15 protein-coding genes are annotated in these 19,138 nt (G+C 55.5%); 10 read left to right on the forward strand and 5 right to left on the reverse strand.

The features are described from left to right. The first annotated feature begins 315 nt into the window (after positions 1-315). Positions 316-1,359, forward strand: coding sequence for an alpha/beta fold hydrolase (locus tag BLS87_RS06280; protein WP_074751405.1), 1,044 nt, complete (start codon positions 316-318; stop codon positions 1,357-1,359). Positions 1,360-1,946: 587 nt separating this feature from the next. Here BLS87_RS06280 and glgB read toward each other — a convergent pair. The 3 genes from glgB to BLS87_RS06295 are packed head-to-tail and all read right to left on the reverse strand — an operon-like array spanning position 1,947 to position 9,554. Further along, positions 1,947-4,178: a 1,4-alpha-glucan branching protein GlgB gene (glgB, locus tag BLS87_RS06285; protein ID WP_143024311.1), complete on the reverse strand. Its 2,232-nt coding sequence runs from the start codon at positions 4,176-4,178 to the stop codon at positions 1,947-1,949. Between the two features lie 2 nt (positions 4,179-4,180). After that, positions 4,181-7,501, reverse strand: a complete 3,321-nt coding sequence (treS, locus tag BLS87_RS06290; RefSeq protein WP_074751132.1) for a maltose alpha-D-glucosyltransferase — start codon at positions 7,499-7,501, stop codon at positions 4,181-4,183. Between the two features lie 16 nt (positions 7,502-7,517). Beyond that, the gene (locus BLS87_RS06295; RefSeq protein ID WP_074751134.1) at positions 7,518-9,554 is read right to left on the reverse strand and encodes an alpha-1,4-glucan--maltose-1-phosphate maltosyltransferase; all 2,037 of its coding nucleotides are present in this window, start codon (positions 9,552-9,554) and stop codon (positions 7,518-7,520) included. A gap of 838 nt (positions 9,555-10,392) precedes the next feature. Here BLS87_RS06295 and BLS87_RS34125 point away from each other — a divergent pair. The 7 genes from BLS87_RS34125 to BLS87_RS34130 all read left to right on the forward strand — a co-directional run bounded on the left by BLS87_RS34125 (position 10,393) and on the right by BLS87_RS34130 (position 14,994). Then, positions 10,393-10,563 (forward strand): hypothetical protein, encoded by a 171-nt coding sequence (locus BLS87_RS34125; RefSeq protein ID WP_167362034.1) that lies wholly within the window; start codon positions 10,393-10,395, stop codon positions 10,561-10,563. Further along, positions 10,560-11,261, forward strand: a complete 702-nt coding sequence (locus tag BLS87_RS06300; protein WP_074751136.1) for an McbB family protein — start codon at positions 10,560-10,562, stop codon at positions 11,259-11,261. Before BLS87_RS34125 ends, BLS87_RS06300 begins: the two co-directional genes overlap by 4 nt. Further along, positions 11,258-12,058 carry a nitroreductase family protein gene (locus BLS87_RS06305; protein ID WP_074751138.1) on the forward strand — a complete coding sequence of 267 codons (801 nt, stop codon included), beginning with the start codon at positions 11,258-11,260 and terminating at the stop codon, positions 12,056-12,058. Before BLS87_RS06300 ends, BLS87_RS06305 begins: the two co-directional genes overlap by 4 nt. Next, positions 12,055-13,263, forward strand: a complete 1,209-nt coding sequence (locus BLS87_RS06310; RefSeq protein ID WP_074751140.1) for a YcaO-like family protein — start codon at positions 12,055-12,057, stop codon at positions 13,261-13,263. The genes BLS87_RS06305 and BLS87_RS06310 overlap by 4 nt, the downstream gene beginning before the upstream one ends. 11 nt (positions 13,264-13,274) lie before the next feature. Continuing rightward, the gene (locus tag BLS87_RS06315; RefSeq protein WP_074751141.1) at positions 13,275-14,015 is read left to right on the forward strand and encodes a hypothetical protein; all 741 of its coding nucleotides are present in this window, start codon (positions 13,275-13,277) and stop codon (positions 14,013-14,015) included. Further along, positions 14,015-14,719, forward strand: a complete 705-nt coding sequence (locus BLS87_RS06320) for an ATP-binding cassette domain-containing protein (RefSeq protein WP_074751143.1) — start codon at positions 14,015-14,017, stop codon at positions 14,717-14,719. The genes BLS87_RS06315 and BLS87_RS06320 overlap by 1 nt, the downstream gene beginning before the upstream one ends. Before the next feature lie 98 nt (positions 14,720-14,817). Next, complete coding sequence (locus BLS87_RS34130) at positions 14,818-14,994, forward strand: hypothetical protein (protein ID WP_167362035.1); 177 nt, start codon at positions 14,818-14,820, stop codon at positions 14,992-14,994. A 54-nt stretch (positions 14,995-15,048) separates the two neighbouring features. Here the strand turns inward: BLS87_RS34130 and BLS87_RS06325 are convergent, their stop codons facing one another. Next, positions 15,049-15,594: an MgtC/SapB family protein gene (locus tag BLS87_RS06325; protein ID WP_074751145.1), complete on the reverse strand. Its 546-nt coding sequence runs from the start codon at positions 15,592-15,594 to the stop codon at positions 15,049-15,051. 863 nt (positions 15,595-16,457) lie between these two features. Here BLS87_RS06325 and BLS87_RS06330 point away from each other — a divergent pair. Next, on the forward strand, positions 16,458-16,706 hold the full coding sequence (locus tag BLS87_RS06330) for a DUF3203 family protein (RefSeq protein ID WP_074751147.1): 249 nt from the start codon (positions 16,458-16,460) through the stop codon (positions 16,704-16,706). Between the two features lie 123 nt (positions 16,707-16,829). After that, on the forward strand, positions 16,830-18,278 hold the full coding sequence (gene mapR, locus BLS87_RS06335) for a GntR family transcriptional regulator MpaR (RefSeq protein WP_074751149.1): 1,449 nt from the start codon (positions 16,830-16,832) through the stop codon (positions 18,276-18,278). A 91-nt stretch (positions 18,279-18,369) separates the two neighbouring features. Here mapR and BLS87_RS06340 read toward each other — a convergent pair whose 3' ends face one another. Continuing rightward, positions 18,370-19,116, reverse strand: a complete 747-nt coding sequence (locus BLS87_RS06340; RefSeq protein WP_074751151.1) for an SDR family oxidoreductase — start codon at positions 19,114-19,116, stop codon at positions 18,370-18,372. Positions 19,117-19,138 lie beyond the last annotated feature (22 nt).

Consider the following 19,138-nt stretch of genomic DNA (forward strand, 5'->3'; position numbering starts at 1 on the left):
ACCCGATACGTTGTCGGGTCCTTTCAATCACGGGTGTTGAACACGTGTCGGCGCAAACCCGACCTCAAAAACTCTAGCCCAGAATGCCAGCATCGCCAGGAAATCAGATCATCGGCCCCGGCGCAGGCGATCTGCGGCGTGGGTGGCTGTGAATAATTGTGAGCGCGAAATAGGTATTCACAGAATTCGTTCATTGAACGATGATCGAGGACCGTCGACGCGTTGGGCCCAGGTGCCGCGCGCGCTGATCCGGTCAACACCTCAAGTGGAGCGTCTATGAATAACAAGAACATCAGATTCCCCTTCCTGCATGCCATGCCTCTGCTGTGCGCCTCGCTGTTTGCCAGTCACACCGTTCAAGCGGCTTCGTTGCCCGCCGCGAAAGAAGGCGACTGGGTCGCCCCCGAATTCACCTTTCATGACGGCAAAAAACTCAACGACCTCAAGTTGCACTACGTGACCCTGGGAAACCCGCAAAACCCGGCCATCCTTTACCTGCATGGCACCTACCGACCGGGCAGCGATGTGCTGAGCAAAGACTTCGGCGGCGAACTGTTCGGCCCGGGCCAGCCGCTGGACGCGAGCAAGTACTACATCATTTCGACCGACGGGATCGGGATGGGGCAATCGACCAAACCCTCAGACGGCCTGCGCGCGGCGTTTGCGCAGTACAACTACGAAGACATGGTGCAAGCGCAATACCGACTGGTCACCGAAGGATTGGGGGTCAAGCACCTGCGTCTGGTGATCGGCAACTCCATGGGCGGCATGCAGACCTGGATGTGGGGTGAAAACTGGCCACAGATGATGGATGCGCTGGTCCCCATGGCGTCACAACCGACAGAGATGTCCTCGCGCAACTGGATGATGCGTCGCTTGCTGGTGGAGTCCATCAAACAGGACCCGGCCTGGAACAACGGCAACTACACCGCACAACCCCCTTCACTGCGCCTGGCCAACGCCATGTTCAGCACCGCCACCAGCGGCGGCACGCTGGCGTACCAGGCCAGCGCACCGACCCGGGCATTGGCTGACAAACGGGTGGACGAACGCCTCAACGCCCCGCAGACCGCCGATGCCAATGACTTCATCTACCAATGGCAATCGTCCGCCGACTTCAACGCTGCGCCTGGCCTCAGCAAAATCCAGGCGCCGGTATTGGCGATCAATGCGGCCGACGATGAGCGCAACCCACCTGAAACCGGGACCCTGCAAACGTCACTGAAGCAGATAAAGAACGCGCGGCTGTTGCTCATCCCGGCCAGCGCCGACACCCGAGGGCACGGCACCACAGGGAACGCGCGGTTCTATGCCAGCGAACTGGCGGCATTTATGAAAGAGACTGAGAAGAAGCGTTGAGGGGCGTAGGGAAAGTCACCCTCAACGGATTGAGGCGTTTCGGGTACATCGAGGGTGAATGACACACTCCATTCGTCAGCAAGCTGACTCCCACAGGTCCGAGTGGTGCTCAAGTTTTGATCGCCCCCACGCTCCGCGCCGGAATGCCCGGCAAGACGCTCCGCGTTCCATTGACGCGGAGCGTCATTCACTGCGTTACCACGCGAAGCGTGGGAACGATCATCAATGTGTTTTTGCTTCCAAACCCGCGACAGTCCGAACGACGTCGTCGCGATCGTACCGAGAGGTTGTGAACGACGCAGGTTGCGACTTTGGGAGGCCGAGCAGAGGTATTGCGCAGGGGGCAGCGCGACATGGATTTCGCGCTAGCCGACGTTCGGCCAAGGATGGCCGGTCGGCGGCGTGCCCCCGGAGCAATGCCGGAGCGAGGGAACCCGACGAAGTCGGGCCGTACAGGGAGCGGGGCCTTTTTGGTTACTTTTTCGGCTCTTGGAAAAAGTGACCCGCCGTAAGGGCGGAACCCATGTCAGCGCCACCCTCAACAACGGATATACACGCGAGGCATGGGCCCACCCAAAGCGCCCTCACTATTCTCCAACCGGCTTGAACACCACCACCGCCAACGGCGGCAAATCCAGCGCCAGCGAAAACGCCTGACCATGGCTCTTCACATCATCAGCCACCACCGCCCCGCCGTTGCCAATATTCGAACCCGCATACACCCCGGCATCGGAATTCAACAGCTCAGCCCACTTCCCGCTGAACGGCACGCCCACCCGATAGCCATGGCGCGGCACCGGCGTCAGGTTGGCAACCACCAGCAGCGGCTCACCCTCCTTGCTCCAGCGCAGGTAGGCATACACGCTGTTGCCGGCGTCATCACCAATCACCCACTGGAAACCCTGCGGTTGGCAATCCTGCTCATACAGCGCCTTCTCCGAGCGGTAAAGACGATTCAGGTCCCCGACCAGTGTCTTCACGCCCTTGTGATCGGCGTACTCCAGGTAATGCCAGTCCAGTTCCTTGTCATGGTTCCACTCGAGCCACTGGCCGAATTCGCAGCCCATGAACAGCAGCTTCTTGCCGGGGTGGGTCCACATGAACGTCAGATAGGCGCGCAGGTTGGCAAATTTCTGCCAGCGGTCGCCCGGCATCTTGTCGATCAGCGAACGTTTGCCATGCACCACTTCGTCGTGGGAAATCGGCAGGATGAAACGTTCGGACCAAGCGTAAACCAGGCCAAAGCTCAACTCATTGTGATGGTGCTGACGATGAATCGGGTCCTGTTCGACGTAATGCAGGGTGTCGTGCATCCACCCCATGTTCCATTTGTATGAAAACCCGAGGCCGCCTTGTTGAGTCGGCTGAGAGACGCCGGGCCATGACGTCGACTCTTCGGCGATCACCAATGCGCCGGGTGCCTCAAGGGCAACCACATCGTTGAGGTGGCGAAGGAAGTCGATCGCTTCCAGGTTCTCACGGCCGCCGTAGCGGTTAGGCACCCACTCCCCGGCCTTTCGCGAATAATCGCGGTAGAGCATCGAAGCCACGGCATCGACACGCAGGCCGTCGATGTGGAAGTTCTTCAACCAGTGCAGACCCGACGCGATCATGAACCCGTGCACTTCCGTGCGACCAAGGTTGTAGATCAGCGTGTCCCAGTCCTGGTGAAAGCCTTCCTGCGGGTTGCCATATTCATACAGCGCAGTGCCGTCGAATTGCGCCAGACCGTGGGTATCCGTCGGGAAATGCGCGGGCACCCAGTCCAGAATAACGCCGATGTCATTCTGGTGGCAGGCGTTGACGAACGCTGCAAAATCCTCAGGCGTGCCATAACGCGCGCTAGGCGCGAACTGCGACAACAGCTGATAACCCCATGAACCGCCGAACGGGTGTTCCATGATCGGCATGAGTTCGATGTGGGTGAAACCCAGGCCTTTGATGTACGGGATCAGTTTTTCGGCCAGCTCATGCCAGTTGTAGGGACGATCCGGTTCATCGTCCCCGCCGTGGTGCCATTTCCACGAACCGACATGCAACTCATAGATCGACAGCGGTTTGTGGATGTCGTGCTTGTCGCCGCGCGACTGCATCCAGTCGGTGTCCTGCCAGTTAAAGCTCAGCGGCGCAGCCACTTTTGACGCTGTGTTCGGCGGCACCGTGGTAGCCAATGCCATCGGGTCGGCTTTCAGTGGCAGGACGCCGTGCTGCCCGAGGATCTCGTATTTATAGGTCTCACCGGGCTTGATGCGCGGGATGAAAATCTCCCACACGCCGGACGGATAGCGCACGCGCATCGGATGGCGACGACCGTCCCAACTGTTGAAATCGCCCACTACAGAGACGCGACGTGCATTGGGTGCCCACACCGAAAACCGTACACCCTCGACGCCGTCGACGGTTTTCACCTGCGCACCCAGGGCGCTGCTCAAATCCCGGTGATTGCCCTCGGCAAACAGGTACAAGTCCATCTCACCGAGCAACTGGCCAAAGCTGTAAGGGTCCTCGGTGATCTGCTCACCGGTGGCCCAGTTGATCTTCAACAGGTACGGCTCGCGCACCGGAAAATGCCCGGCAAAAAAGCCGGGCTTGTCGCTCATGGTCAGTTCGCCAAGGTCACGCTCACCGTCGCGAGACAGCACGCGCACACCCAGCGCATTGGGCAGATAGGCGCGGATCACCTGCCCGTCCTTGCCATCGCTGTGGGGGCCGAGCATGGAGAACGGGTCACGGTGTTCGGCGCGGATCAACGCGTCCATATCGCCGGCGCTGGGCAACAACTTGTGGTTGCCATCACCGAATTGGTCAGACGCACTCATTTTCATTCTCCATCAGACAAGTTCAACAGCCCGCGCAAGCCTTGAAGCGGGACCGACAACCAAGTCGGCCGATTCTCAGCCTCGTAGGCCACTTCATAAGCGGCTTTTTCCAGGGTGAACAACGCCAGTGCAGCGGCCTCTCCCTTGGCATCTTTCCAGGCGTGCGCGACGTCGGCGGTGGCGTTCTTGTAGCCATCGAGGAACGCTGCGCGCGCCTGACTCAAATACGTTTCAGCGACATGTTTACGCGCTGCGGATGCCTCCGGCGAGGTGTCCGCGGACTGCGCGTTTCGCATCGCCATGGCGGCAGCGTAGTCGAAAGATCGCAGCACACCGCTGACATCTTTGAACGGGCTGTATTTGGCCCGTCGTTCCTGCAGCGCACGCGCCGGTTCCCCTTCGAAGTCAATCAGATACGCATCGCCCTTGACCACCAGCATCTGCCCCAGGTGCAAGTCACCGTGTACCCGCATCCGCAACCCACCGACCGACTGTTTCGCCAGGTTTTGCACCTGCGCCAACAGCGGTTTGCGTTTGCCCAGCAGTTCACTGACCAGTTGCTGGTCGGCGGGTTCCAGCGTATCGCGATGTTGCTCCAGCAGATTCAGCGCGCGCTCGACTTGCGCCGAGACGCTCTTCGCCGACGCCTGGCTGTCCTTGACGCTGGTCACCTCGGTTTTGAAGTCCGGATTGTCGGTCGGGGCGCTCAACACGACATGCATCTCACCCAGGCGCTGGCCCAGCAGTCCGGCAAAATCCTTGAGCTCCAACAGTGCATTGGCGTGTTGTTCCACGTTCGAATGACCGAGGGCCATTTCATCCCGCACGGCCCGCTCAAGGTTGTTCTGGGTCCATTCCCACGCGTCGCCCTGATTGCTCAAATACCCCTGAGCAATCATCAGCAGGTTGTTTTCTCCCTCGTTGTCCACGCGCACCACAGCGCCCAGCAACGGCGAGATGTGCTGATACCCGGCCTCGGTCAGGTAAGCACCCATTTCCAGCTCAGGGTGTGTGCCGGCGGCGACGCGACGAATCATCTTCAGCACCACGCTGCTGCCGATCACCACTGAGCTGTTGGATTGCTCAGCCGACAGGTAGCGCACTTCGGATTCGTCGTTCAGTCCCAACGGCGCCAGTTTCGACGTCTGCTGGAATTGCAACTCCCCGTCGCTGGTCGCAAGGACAGTCTTGTCCTGCATGCCCTTGATCACTGCACGAATGAACGGCTCAAGCGTAAACGCATCGGTGATCAACCCGACCTGCCGCCCGCGACGGACGCGGGCAAGTGCCAGTTGTTGCGGCAAGGCGCTGCTGAAATCGTCTTCGGCGAGGAAACCGAAGGGCAGCTGATAACGGGCCACTTCACCGCCCGCCGTCACTTCGATCTCGCTCAGCATCACGGGGCGCTGGGCGGAGCCGAAACGCACGCCGTAGCGGATGTGAACATTGTCGATGGCCGTCCCTTTGCCGGCGAACCAGCGACGCTTGGGCAAGTAAACCGACAGCGACGTCTGCTCCAGCGTCTGGCGCAGCGGTTCGTCCAGCAATTCTTCCAGACGTTGCTTGAGCACCAGGGTCGGAAAGTCCGGCATGCTCTCGGCGGGTTCGACGTGCCAACTGGGCATTTGATTCTCCGCGGCCAGCAGGAACCAGTAGAAGCCGTAAGGCGGCAACGTCAGCAGGTAGTTCAGCTGGCCAATAGGTGGGAAAGCGCTGCCGCCGAGCATTTCCACCGGCACGGTGCCGGCGTACTGAGAGAGCTCAAGCTCAGCCGCTTGGGAGGCCGACGAGACGTTGGCGACACACAGAATGATTTCGCTCTTGCCGTCAGGGCCGGTGTACTCACGGGTGTACGCCAGAATCCGGCGGTTGCTCGGCGAAAGCATTTTCAGCGTGCCACGGCCAAAGGCCTTCTGCTGCTTGCGCACGGCAAGCATGCGACGCGTCCAGTTCAGCAACGAATGCGGGTCGTGGTCCTGCGCTTCGACGTTGACCGACTGAAACCCGTAGAGCGGGTCCATGATCGGCGGGAGCACCAGGCTCGCGGGATTGGCGCGCGAAAACCCGCCGTTGCGGTCGATGGACCACTGCATGGGCGTGCGCACACCGTCACGGTCGCCCAGGTAAATGTTGTCACCCATGCCGATTTCGTCACCGTAATACAGGGTCGGTGTACCTGGCATGGACAACAACATGCTGTTGAGGAGCTCTACGCGACGACGGTCGCGTTCCAGCAAAGGCGCCAGACGGCGCCGGATGCCGAGGTTGATCCGCGCGCGGCGATCGGAGGCGTAGTAGTTCCACAGATAGTCACGCTCACGGTCGGTGACCATTTCGAGGGTCAGCTCATCGTGGTTGCGCAGGAAAATCGCCCACTGGCAGTTTTCCGGGATTTCCGGGGTCTGACGCAGGATGTCGGTGATCGGGAAACGGTCCTCCTGGGCCACGGCCATGTACATCCGAGGCATCAAGGGGAAGTGAAACGCCATGTGGCATTCATCGCCGTCCTTGCCCTTGCGATCACCGAAATACAGCTGGGTGTCCTCAGGCCACTGATTGGCCTCAGCCAGCAGCATGCGGTCAGGGTAATTGGCATCGATTTCGGCACGAATCTGCTTGAGCACGTTGTGCGTCTCTTGCAGGTTTTCGTTGTTCGTCCCGTCACGCTCGATCAGGTAAGGGATCGCGTCCAGCCGCAGACCATCAATGCCCATGTCCAGCCAGTAGCGCATCACTTCGAGCACCGCTTTCATGACCTGCGGATTGTCGAAGTTCAGGTCCGGCTGGTGGGAGTAAAAACGGTGCCAGAAATACTGACCGGCCACGGGATCCCAGGTCCAGTTGGATTTCTCGGTGTCGAGAAAGATGATTCGCGTGCCGTCGTACTTTTGATCGTCATCGGACCAGACATAAAAATCGCGAGCCTTGGAGCCTTTCTTTGCATGGCGGGCGCGCTGAAACCACGGATGCTGGTCGGAGGTGTGGTTGATGACCAGTTCGGTGATCACCCGCAACCCACGGTCGTGCGCTTCGGCGATGAATTTCTTCGCGTCGGCCATGGTTCCGTAATCGGTGTGCACGCCGCGGTAGTCGGCAATGTCATAGCCGTCATCGCGGCGCGGTGACGGGTAAAACGGCAGCAGCCAGATGGTGTTGACGCCCAATTGGGCGATGTAATCCAGTTTGGCAATCAGGCCCGGGAAATCGCCGATGCCATCGTCGTTGGAATCGAAATACGACTTCACATGAACCTGGTAGATCACCGCATCCTTGTACCAGAGCGGGTCATCGATAAAGGCAGCGTTGCGAGGCTTTTTTGCCATGACCACATCCTTCGAATTATGGGTTTGTGGTTCTGATCCGCCAGATACCAAACGGCTGGTAGGACGGATCGATGCGCATAAACTGCGTCTTGCCGTACCAGGTCCAGCTGTGCCCGGTCATCAGATCTTCGCCCAGTGTCGCGGCATCGTCTGGCAGGCCCATTTCCCACAGTGGCAACTCGAAACTCGCTTCCTGAACGTTGTGCGGATCGAGGCTGACGGCAACCAACACGAAGTTGCTGCCATCGGCGGTGCGTTTGCCGAAATACAGGATGTTGTCGTTCCACGCGTTATAGATGCGCAGGCCCAGATGGGTCTGCAAGGCCGGGTTTTGCCGACGGATCCGGTTCAACTGCGCGATCTCGGCGATGATGTTGCCCGGTTGGGTGAAATCACGCGGACGAATCTCGTATTTCTCCGAATCCAGGTATTCCTCCTTGCCAGGCACAGGCGCCGACTCGCAGAGCTCGAAGCCCGAATACATGCCCCACAACCCCGAACCCATGGTCGCCAAGGCAGCCCGAATCAGAAAACCGGCACGGCCCGAGTCGTGCAGGAAATGCGGATTGATGTCGGGTGTGTTGACGAAGAAGTTCGGCCGGTAGCAGTCGCGCCATGGTGTCTGGTTGAGCTGGGTGAAGTACTCAGCCAGTTCTGCCTTGGTGTTGCGCCAGGTGAAGTAGGTGTAGCTCTGCGAATAACCGACCTTGCCCAATCGGGCCATCATGGCCGGTTTGGTGAACGCCTCGGCGAGGAACATCACGTCGGGATGCTGAGCGCGGACATCAGCGATCATCCACTGCCAGAACGGCAGAGGTTTGGTGTGTGGGTTGTCGACGCGAAAGATCTTCACACCCTCCTCGACCCAGCCCAGCACCACATCGCGCAGTTCCAGCCACAGGCTGGGAATGGCGTCCGGCGCGTAGAAATCGACGTTGACGATGTCCTGATATTTCTTCGGCGGGTTTTCCGCGTAACGAATGGTGCCGTCCGGCCGCCAAGAGAACCAGCCCGGGTGCTCTTTGAGCCACAAGTGGTCCTGGGAGCACTGAATGGCGAAGTCCAGGGCGATTTCCAGCCCATGCTCGGCCGCAGCAGCCACCAGGTTACGGAAATCTTCACGGGTGCCCAACTGCGGGTGAATGGCATCGTGACCGCCCTCAGCGCTGCCGATGGCATAAGGGCTGCCCGGATCGTCGGGCCCTGCCGTCAGCGAGTTGTTCGGGCCTTTACGGTGCGCGCGACCGATAGGGTGAATCGGCGGGAAATACAGCACGTCAAAGCCCATGTCGCGAATCATCGGCAAGCGGCTGTGGACGTCATTGAAGGTGCCATGACGGCTCTTGTCGTCGGTGATCGAGCGCGGGAACAGTTCGTACCAGCTGGCGAACTGAGCCCGTTCACGCTCGACATCCAACGGGTATTCGAAGCTGCGACTCAGGAATGCGTGATTATCGGCGTGCGACATGATCGTCGCCGTCTCGCTGCTCAAGAGCAACGCCACCTGTGGCTCATGCTCCGTGTTCTGACCCAGGCGCTGCAGCACGCTGTCGATCTGCCCGCGAAGCTCATGCTGACTGCGCTCGGACGCGTGAACGAGATGAAGACGCCCTTCTTCCAGCTCAAGGCCAATGTCGACCCCGGCGGCGTATTTCTTTTCGAGCTCGTAGCGATAACTGGCGAACTGGTCGATCCAGGCTTCAAGGCGGAAAACATAGCGGCTCACCGACGTCGGCGTGAACTCGCCGATCCAGCTGTCGTTACCCAGGTCGCGCATGGGCGCCTTGTGCCATTGCTGCTCGTCGGCAGCGCGATAGCAAATGCGCACGGCCATCTTGTCGTGGCCGTCCGCGAACACCTTGCTGGTGACCGTCACTGGCTGCTCGATGATGGCCTTGGCCGCAAGCTGCCCGCCCTCGATCACCGGTTGCGTGTCTTCGATGACAATACGCGGCAATTGCAAGGCTTGAGTGAGGGGTAAAGGTTGGCTTGGGTGCGGTACATCGGTGGCCAGGGAATCAGGGCCGTATGGCTGATCAGCAGTCACATTCATCGAGCATCACTCCTCACGCCCCAGGGACGCTCCTTGTTGAGCGTCCGTTGCAAAACGTCTTATCCATAAAAAAGGGAGCCACCGGACTGAACATATCCCGACGTGGCCGCATAGGTTCCGAAGGCTAGCGCACACAAAAGTTCAAAGATTTGTTGGTTCGGTTTACTAGGTTGCCTACACCAACGGTCAAGTCAACGCAAAACGTGGGCGACATGGCGGATTCGCGGCGCCTGACAATTGATCGATCCGCAGATGCGTAAAACTACAGATTTTGCTAAAAAACTCACATTCTGGCCTCGTCAGGAAATGCCCTACATGACAATCAGATGATTGGCGATGGTGTCTTACAGACATTTCAACCACCAGAATAATTTATTTGATTTAAACAACATCTACGGAACTCTCCTACATATATAAAGGAAAACAAATGTAGGATGCGAATTGCAATTTCAAGCCCGTCACTACTCGCCACCCATAAGTAACCTCCGCAATCAAGAGATCAGGGACTCATGCGATTGACGGGAAAACTTACTAGGACTAAAAGATAACTACCGCAATGTCTTCGGCTTATGAAAATGAACTAAACATGAACCTGAATGACCTTGGTGAAGTACTTGTAACCTTTGAAGGTGACTATGGCGTCGATACTAACCCTCTAGCGACCGGCGGTTCGGGTGGTTGTGGCGGTTGCGGTGGCAGCGGTGGATGTGGCGGTGGTGGAGGCTGCAGTGGAGGTAGCGGAGGACATAGCAGCGTTAAAGACTTCGAAGAATATTAACAACTAAAAATAAGGCGTGTCTTTATCCTTGATAAAGACACGCCTTACAAGGAGCTAAAAATGACCATCAGAATTTGCAACTACGAAATAATGAGTTTTACAGATAGTACGATATTGATTTCAGAAAAAGGCATGAGCTCCATTAAATCACCTCCACTTGCCGAGGCCCTGGAAGAACTCAAGCCTCTAATAGGCAAAGACATTCCAGAAAGCACACTAAAAAAATATTGAAAGGGAAAAAGATTGACGCAGCTGACGGACTGACTTTTCTCGACGGCACGCTTAATATAATTAAGCGACCGAAAGCCTTGCCATATGAAAAAGTAATTATCATTCACGATCATCTTGAGACAGCATTCTTAAAGATAATTAGAAGCGAGGTGGCGCGCGAAACGGAGATCATAAATGCACACGACTTTTCCGAGCGAACAATTACTCAAAAGAGAAACTTTATCGTCCTGATGTGCGAAAACTACGATTATCCCGTATTGAAAGCCCTTTACTATAAAATTGCAAATTCGGCGCCGCAGAGCGGAATTGTTGTGGCACACCATATGCCTGATGCCTATTACTTCAGCCAGCCTTTTTTCGCGGAGATCGGGAATCCTTGCCACTTCTGCCACGCCGATAGATTGCTAAGCTATGAAGAGAAAAAAAACAGCAAATGCAACTGGGCTCAGCTGCTGAAGTTTTCTAAGCAGAGAGGCGTAAAAATTCCGAGGACCAACAATAATCTGAGTTTGCTACACGAGTCAATGATCGCAGATTTCCTGACAAGTAGAATTAAGCTATTTACATGCAATACTGGCGCGAAGCGCCATCAAGATGCTGCACTTTCCTCAGCGAGCATCAATCCAATTACAGGAAAAATAGAAGAAGAAATAGTACCACACTGGACTTTGTGCCAATGTTTGAGGACAGTCACATGACGACATTACCCCATGATTATTATTTGAAATTCGTTGATAGCGAGATGTTGCAGCAAATCACAGATTTTCACGCAAAAACGAATTACACCATACATGAATGTGTAGAACACCTTTCATACCTCCATAGATTCTCGGCTGAAATGCTTAAGACGATGGCAGGCAATGAGCTGCTTCTTTACCCAGATATGAACCTGACACTGTTAGACAACCCTATTCAGACAGGAGATCGCGCCAGCCCAGTAGGTCGCGACGAATCCTGTGAACGCTTCGTAGACATTGACCTTCCATTTAAATTAGTTGAGTCGCCATTTTCACCAACGACAACACTAGAAGACACCTCGCACAAGCGCGGATATGCAAGCGCAGGTGCGCTGTACCCAATTGAACTTTTTGCGTGCTCGCTTTCATCCTCAAACTCTAACTGGCCCTGCGAAGAGAAGGTTCTGCACATACTTCCAAAATCCAGAAAATTTGAGATTGCTCAGAATACAAGTGACCTGTCGACGTTGAAACGAGCATTATTGCCGCCAGGAAGTGATATAGGAAGCCCCAATCTAGCGGTAATTTATATGGCGTATCTGCCTAAAGTTATATTTAAATACCGGTTTAGGGGGTATCGAATGGCACATATGGAAACTGGATCTTTATCCATGTTGCTAGACCTGCCCGCGAAGAACTTAGGATTGAGAAATAGAGTTTGGTCGGGATATTGCGACAATATGGTGTCCAAAAGCCTTGGGCTAAATCCAGCACTGTTTAATCCTCTTTGCGTCCAATTCTTCGGGGGAGCAGAATGAATATTTTACCTTCCACTCAGTCTGGCGCCCTGCCCAGCTACCTATTTCATCAGCCGCCATGTGCAAAACCATTCCCACATGTTGTGGAGGTGGGTGATGCTTGGGGAAAAATCGGATCGGGAATAGGCAACGAGTGCTCTTCGGAGCTGACTGCCTTAGGAGAGTATTTTGAACGCCGCCATTTTTATATGGAGGTGTCTTCGGACAATCGCGGGCGACTCGCTGACGCCTTGGGCGCAACTGAATCCTTAGCATTTAAAGACGCTTTCCTTCAGACTGCCCAAGGAATGGCTAGTCCGTCGGAGCTGGATGAGCATATATTCGCGCTTACAACGGCAAATCGAATATCCGATTTCTCGTCTTGCCAAATCCCAACGATCACACTGAATCTAACGCACAGCAAAGTTGACCCTGATAACCGTTTCTATCCTGAGAGAGACACCTGTGGTTGCAGCTTCCACATTTCAAGCCAATCTTCAATTTTTGGTGCGATCAAAGAGAGTTTGGAGCGCCAGTTTTTAACACGTTTCTGGCTAACCAAACAATGCAACAGAAAATGGCAGGCCTCAGAACTTAGAGCGCTGTTACATGGTCGATCAACCCTGGGACTGTTAGAACTTCTATCTAAAGCAGGAAAAGTACATGCTTTTGATATTTCTGACCAAAGATTCCCCGGAAGATGCGTTATTTTAATTTATGGCAATGAGAATATATCAAGTCATGTAAAGTATTGCGCAGGCATGTCTTACGCCTCCACTCTTGCAGACTCAATAGAGAAATCATTACATGAACTGTGGCAAACATTTAGATTTATGCAACTCTTTGGCGCATTAAAAAGAAGCCCTAGGGACATCGAAGATCCTTATCTTCGGCACTTTTTAAACGCCAACAGTATTGATACTTTCAATGAGATTTCAAATATCTCCACAGGCTCACCTAACTTAAACCCTCTCTCGCCCTACAAAAACAACATGACCATTGACGGGCTTATTTCCACGCTCAAATGCCTAAAAATAGAGGGTTATTTGTATACAAAAAAAATAAATTTCTTCGGAAACTATTATACGTTTAGCAAATTTTTATCACCCTCGTTATTTTTACATATGAATAATTCGAAGAACATCAATATCAGAAACCTTTATTCCAGTACTTTCCTTGATAAAATAATTCCATCACGACAATCCGTGATGGTTCCATTTCCATAAGCGAGGCTTCTATGCAATCAACAACCGTGAAGGTGTTTGAGCTTTCCATCATCTTAATTAAAGAACAACTCAAGGAGCCTATTGCGTTTATTTGGATTTTGTTGTCACCAAGCCTAATGTTTTATTTTATTTTTTTAACAAAGGGACTGAACGAAAAACCTACCATTGACTACCTTGACCATTCCGCTTACTACTACTCATACGTAGCTTCATCCGTCGCTTTCTTTGGTTTTGCATTTTATCTCGTGGGCCGTAGAGAAAGTGGATTCATCCGCTCGTTTGCCTATTCACTAAAAGCAAGGGGTATTTTGTTAACAGCGCAATTACTTTCCTACTCGATAATTTCCCTGACATATTGCACGTTTCTTTACTTGCTTACCCGACCATTGTTCGGAGAGTACCAATTACTAGAATTCACTGCACTCCTCTTGCGATTCTACATCTGCTTTTTAATGTTTTGTTGCGGAGGCTTGCTGCTTTCTCAATTGAGGCTAAGCTTTCAAAATGCAAACACCTTATTCTCCGCATTATTGTTCATGATGTTAATGATGCTGATCGCGGCTCGAGTCACCACCTCCACCATTATCAGATTCATCAACGACATTAACCCGATGACATTAGGCAGCAGCATCATGCTGATGAATGATTTGCAGCTTGCGCGCGCAAGTTTAATTATTGGCGCCTTATTGCTTTCAATTACTTTTATGACCATAAAACTGATGCCTATTAATCCTGTATGGAGCCGCTATTGATGCTGAGCTTAGACGTCACCAATATGAGCTTTTCGTACGGATCGACCGTTATTTTTGAAAACACCTCTATGACTGTTGCTCCTTCCAAAGTCACAGGGATCCTCGGAGGCAACGGATCAGGAAAAACCACTCTTTTCGATTTAATATGTGAGCTTCATCTCCCCACATCAGGAACGATTCAATGCACCTCCAAAAACTTACTCTATCTTTCTCAGATTTTGAATATTCCAGCAGTGCTAACTATGCGCGATATAGCGAAAATGACTATCGCATTAGCAGCCTTTAAAACTGCAAAGTTTGATGATATCCTCAACAAAATATCCGATTGGGGCGCTGCTACCCTAGAGCGCTACTCCAGACTACTAAAAAAGAAAGCATCATTGTGTAGTTACGGGGAGAAGCGTTGGTTTTTTACGCTTACTTTGCTCGCGTTAGAACCAGACATCCTGATTCTAGATGAGCCTACAGCGGGTGTTGATCCCGAGAATCGTTATTATATTTGGAACGCGTTACGGAGTGCTGCATCGAAAGGGACAGCAGTTATCGTTTCCTCCCATGACACTAGTGAAATTGCACAATATTGCCATCAGTTCTACATGATAAGTCAATTTAAGCTGGTTCGATTTGAATCGGGAGAAGAATATATGAAATCTTATAACGCCCAGAGTTTAGACCAAGCGTTTATACGCGCGGTTAGAAAATAATTAGGAATCTTTCAAACCGCCTCGCTGTCGAAGCCTGCGAGCGCGTTGAAATGCGGCACTAATGCCTGTTCGAACCTGCGCTGAAGGAAGGTGAAGCAATGAACATTCCCATTCCCGCAGAAACGCCCGATCCGAATATCGACGACCCGGAATTGCCGGTCCCCAAACCCGAAGAGCCGCCTCCACCGACCATGCCGCCGGTGATTGAGCCACCCAAGGGCGACCCGCCTTCACAGGAACCACCGGCCATTCTCGGTGAGGATTTTCCTGAGTAACCATGCCGAGCAGTGACCATGGACGAAATGGGCGCGCCGAGGGTATCGGCGTGCTCAGGGTGGGTGCGAGTCGCCTCCGGTGTTGCGCTCCGGGTCTTTTTCCTTTTCTTGCGGTGAATCGAAACGTTCGACGATCAATGGCACGAGGCTGAAAATTCCGAGCGCCAGAATCGTACTGAGTACGGCGGTCGTTTCCCGTCCCATTCCTGCCGCAATACCGATCGCGGCGGTCATCCACAATCCCGCTGCCGTGGTCAGTCCTTTGACTTGATGGGTACTGAGCTTGTCGCCTTTGAGGATGGTGCCTGCACCGAGAAAGCCGATTCCCGCAACGATCCCCTGCACCACCCGGCTCAACGCCGCATCGTCGGCGCCTGCCAGTCGCGGAACCAGCACAAACAATGCCGCGCCCATGCACACCAGCATGTGCGTCCGCACCCCGGCCGCCTTGCCTTTGTGCTCGCGCTCGAACCCCAGGATGCCACCCAGCACTGCCGCAATGACCAAACGAACGGTCACCCGGGTCAATTGGGAGGCATCGGTGATGTCTGAAAATTCTGAGCGCAGGGTCTCGACGACTTCTTGCCACCAGGCATTCATTGGCAGTTCCTATAGGCTCAGTGCCTCTTCGCGGGCACATCGTTCAATGGACCGCACGGCCGTCGGCTCGTTCGCCGTAGCCCCGCCTTGTTCGGCTTGCTCGTGAAGGCGGCAGGTCAGACACGGCAGCTGTGGCTGACCCACCGCATTCGCTGCCGTCGTAACCTCCGACGTCTCCTACAGGTTTTTGGGCGTCACTCGGATTCGTGGCTGACACAGACTCTGTAGGAGCCGGCTTGCTGGCGAAGGCGTCAGGCCAGTCGACATCACCATTGGCTAACCTATCGCATTCGCTGCCGTCGTAACTCCGACGTCTCCTACAGGTTTTTCGGCGTCGCTCAGATTCGTGGCTGACACAGACTTTGTAGGAGCCGGCTTGCTGGCGAATGCGTCAGGCCAGCCGACGTCACCCTTGGCCGACCCACCGCATTCGCTGCCGTCGTAACTCCGACGTCTCCTACAGGTTTTTCGGCGTCGCTCAGATTCGTGGCTGACACAGACTCTGTAGGAGCCGGCTTGCTGGCGAAGGCGTCAGGCCAGTCGACATCACCATTGGCTGACCCATCGCATTCGCTGCCGTCGTAACCTCCGACGTCTCCTACAGTTTATTTGGCGTCACTCGGATTCGCGCCTGACACAGACTCTGTAGGAGCCGGCTTGCTGGCGAATGCGGTGGGTCATCTGACGTGTTCATCACTGACCCACCGCATTCACGGCCGTCGTAAACTCCGACGGCTCCTGCAGAGCTTTCAGCGCTCTTGAGGTTTGCGCAGGCTCGCCACAGGCCTACCCACTGTCGGAACGGGGAAACGATTCGCTTGTCTTCGCAGTCACAGCTTCACACCCCGTGAAGGAGTACGACCATGCCTCTGGAATTCGACAGCAGCCATCAACACTGCTCAGCGATGGTGGACGGCACGACCTGCCGCAGCGCTGTCATCGACGTGGTGATCACCACCAATGACGCGACCCATATGTCCGAAGCGGACATCGGCGGCCGGAAGGTCCCGATCACCGAAGCAGAAGCCGATGCCTTGACCGTCTATAAGGCAAAGGACATGCGTCATCACACCATTGGCGTAGAACCCGGTGAAGACTCTCCGGTGATCTGATCTGCTGTTTATGGAAAAATCTGCACCTGTACTGAAACGGCATTCGCGCGCATAGTCCGGTCATTCCCGCCCGGTGGAGCATTGCTGCACCGCAGGCCTGACCGTCCAGCCGCGAGCCCCTTAATGAAGCGTTATGAAAAGTTTGCCGACGATATCGCCGAGCTGATCCGCTCGGGTGTGCTTGCGGCGGGTCAACGCGTGCCGTCAGTGCGCTACGCGAGTCAGACCCACGGCATCAGCCCTTCCACTGTTTTTCAAGCCTATTACCTGCTCGAGCGGCGCGGCCTGATCCGGGCCCGCCCGAGGTCAGGCTATTTCGTCAATGACAGCTTCGCCAGCGAGACCTTCGCTGCGCAGCGCTTCGAGCTTGCCCCCGTCCTCGAACCGTCGCAGGAACCACAGGTCAGCGAGTCCACGGAAGTCGATGTCAGTGAACTGGTGTTCTCGGTATTGGAGTCCATCAAGGACCCCAATACGGTGCCGTTTGGTTCGGCGTTCCCCAGCGCTGGCCTGTTCCCGCTGCAACGCCTGGCGCGCTCATTGGCCAGTGCCACCCGCGACATGGACCCGAGGATGGTGGTCAGCGACCTGTCCCCGGGCAACCCGACGCTGCGCCGACAAATTGCCTTGCGTTACATGGTGGCGGGTCAGATGCTGCCCATGGACGAACTGCTGATCACCAATGGCGCACTGGAAGCCCTGAATCTGTGCCTGCAGGCCGTGACCGAGCCCGGCGATCTGGTGGCCATCGAAGCGCCCGCGTTCTACGCCTGCCTGCAGGTGCTGGAACGGCTGAAACTCAAGGCGGTTGAAATACCGGTGCACCCGCAAACCGGCATCGACCTGGCCGTCCTTGAGCAAACGCTGGAACGTTATCCGGTCAAGGCCTGCTGGAGCATGACCAGCTTTCAGAACCCGACCGGGGCGACGGTTTCGGAATCACGCAAGCGCGAACTTGTCGAACTGCTGCGCAAGCATGACGTGCCGCTGATCGAAGACGACGTCTACGCCGAGCTGTATTACGGGCAGCATGCCCCAAAACCGGCGAAGGCATTCGATACGGAAGGGCTGGTTTTGCACTGCGGCTCCTTTGCCAAGAGCCTGGCACCGGGTTACCGCGTGGGCTGGGTGGCGGCGGGACGCTACGCGCAGAAAGTCGAGCGACTGAAACTGATGACATCGCTGTGCGCATCAATGCCCGCACAAGCCGCCATCGCCGACTACCTGCAGCACGGCGGCTATGACCGTCATCTGCGTAAACTGCGCAACAGCCTGGAAGACCAGTTGCGGGCCATGCTGGGCGCGGTCGCGCGTTATTTCCCCCCGCAGACCCGCGTCAGCCAGCCGTCAGGCGGTTACTTCCTGTGGCTGGAGCTGCCTGAGCAGATCGATTCGTTGAAGGTGTTTAACGTGGCGCTTGCCCAAGGTATCAGCATTGCGCCAGGCCCGATGTTCTCGCCCACCCGACGCTTCAAGAACTGCATCCGCCTCAACTACGGCAGCCCATGGAGCGACACTTCGGAACGGGCGATGGAGACGCTGGGGAAGATCATTCGCTCGATGCTGGGTTAGCCGATGGTGGTTGCAGCGCCGATGTCTGGATCGGGTCGAAGGCCGAGCGTTTCTCAACCCGGGAAATGCAGACATCCGCACAACCGGCCTGTCAGCGACCGCCGCCCAAATCAATGAACGAACCCGTCGAATACGAGGCCTTGTCCGACAGCAGCCACAAAATCGCCTCAGCCACTTCATCGGCCAATCCGCCGCGCCCCATCGGAATGGTCGGTTCGAGCTTGCTCACGCGCTGGGGATCCCCGCTCAACGCATGGAACTCGGTGAAGATGTAACCCGGACGCACGGCATTCACACGAACACCCTCGCCCGCGACTTCCTTGGCCAAGCCAATGGTGAAAGTGTCCAGCGCGCCTTTGGAGGCGGCGTAATCGACGTATTCACCCGGCGAACCCAGTCGCGCGGCCACCGATGACACGTTGACGATGCTGCCACCGTGGCCGCCGTGTCGCGGCAACATGCGCAGCAATGCGTGCTTGCTGCACAGCATCGGCCCCACCACGTTGCTCATCATGATCTTGAGCATACGGAATTCGGACATGGCGTCGACCCGCGAGGCCTCGCCCACTGTCCCGGCATTGTTGACCAAGGCAGTCAGACGCCCCATTTCAGAATCCACGCGGGAAAACAGTCGAATGATTTCGTCTTCGTTGCTGACATCGGCCTGAACCGCGATGGCGTAACCGCCCGCCTCGCGAATCTGCCCGCAGATGCGCTCGGCCGAAGCATGGTCAGAAAGATAATTGATGCAGACGCGATATCCCTGCGATGCCGCCAGAACTGCCGTGGCTGCGCCAATACCTCTGGAGCCGCCAGTGATGAGGAGGTTTTTATCCATGGGTGTTTCCGACTCTATGCTC

It is taken from the genome of Pseudomonas abietaniphila, from assembly GCF_900100795.1.
Lineage (GTDB): Bacteria > Pseudomonadota > Gammaproteobacteria > Pseudomonadales > Pseudomonadaceae > Aquipseudomonas > Aquipseudomonas abietaniphila.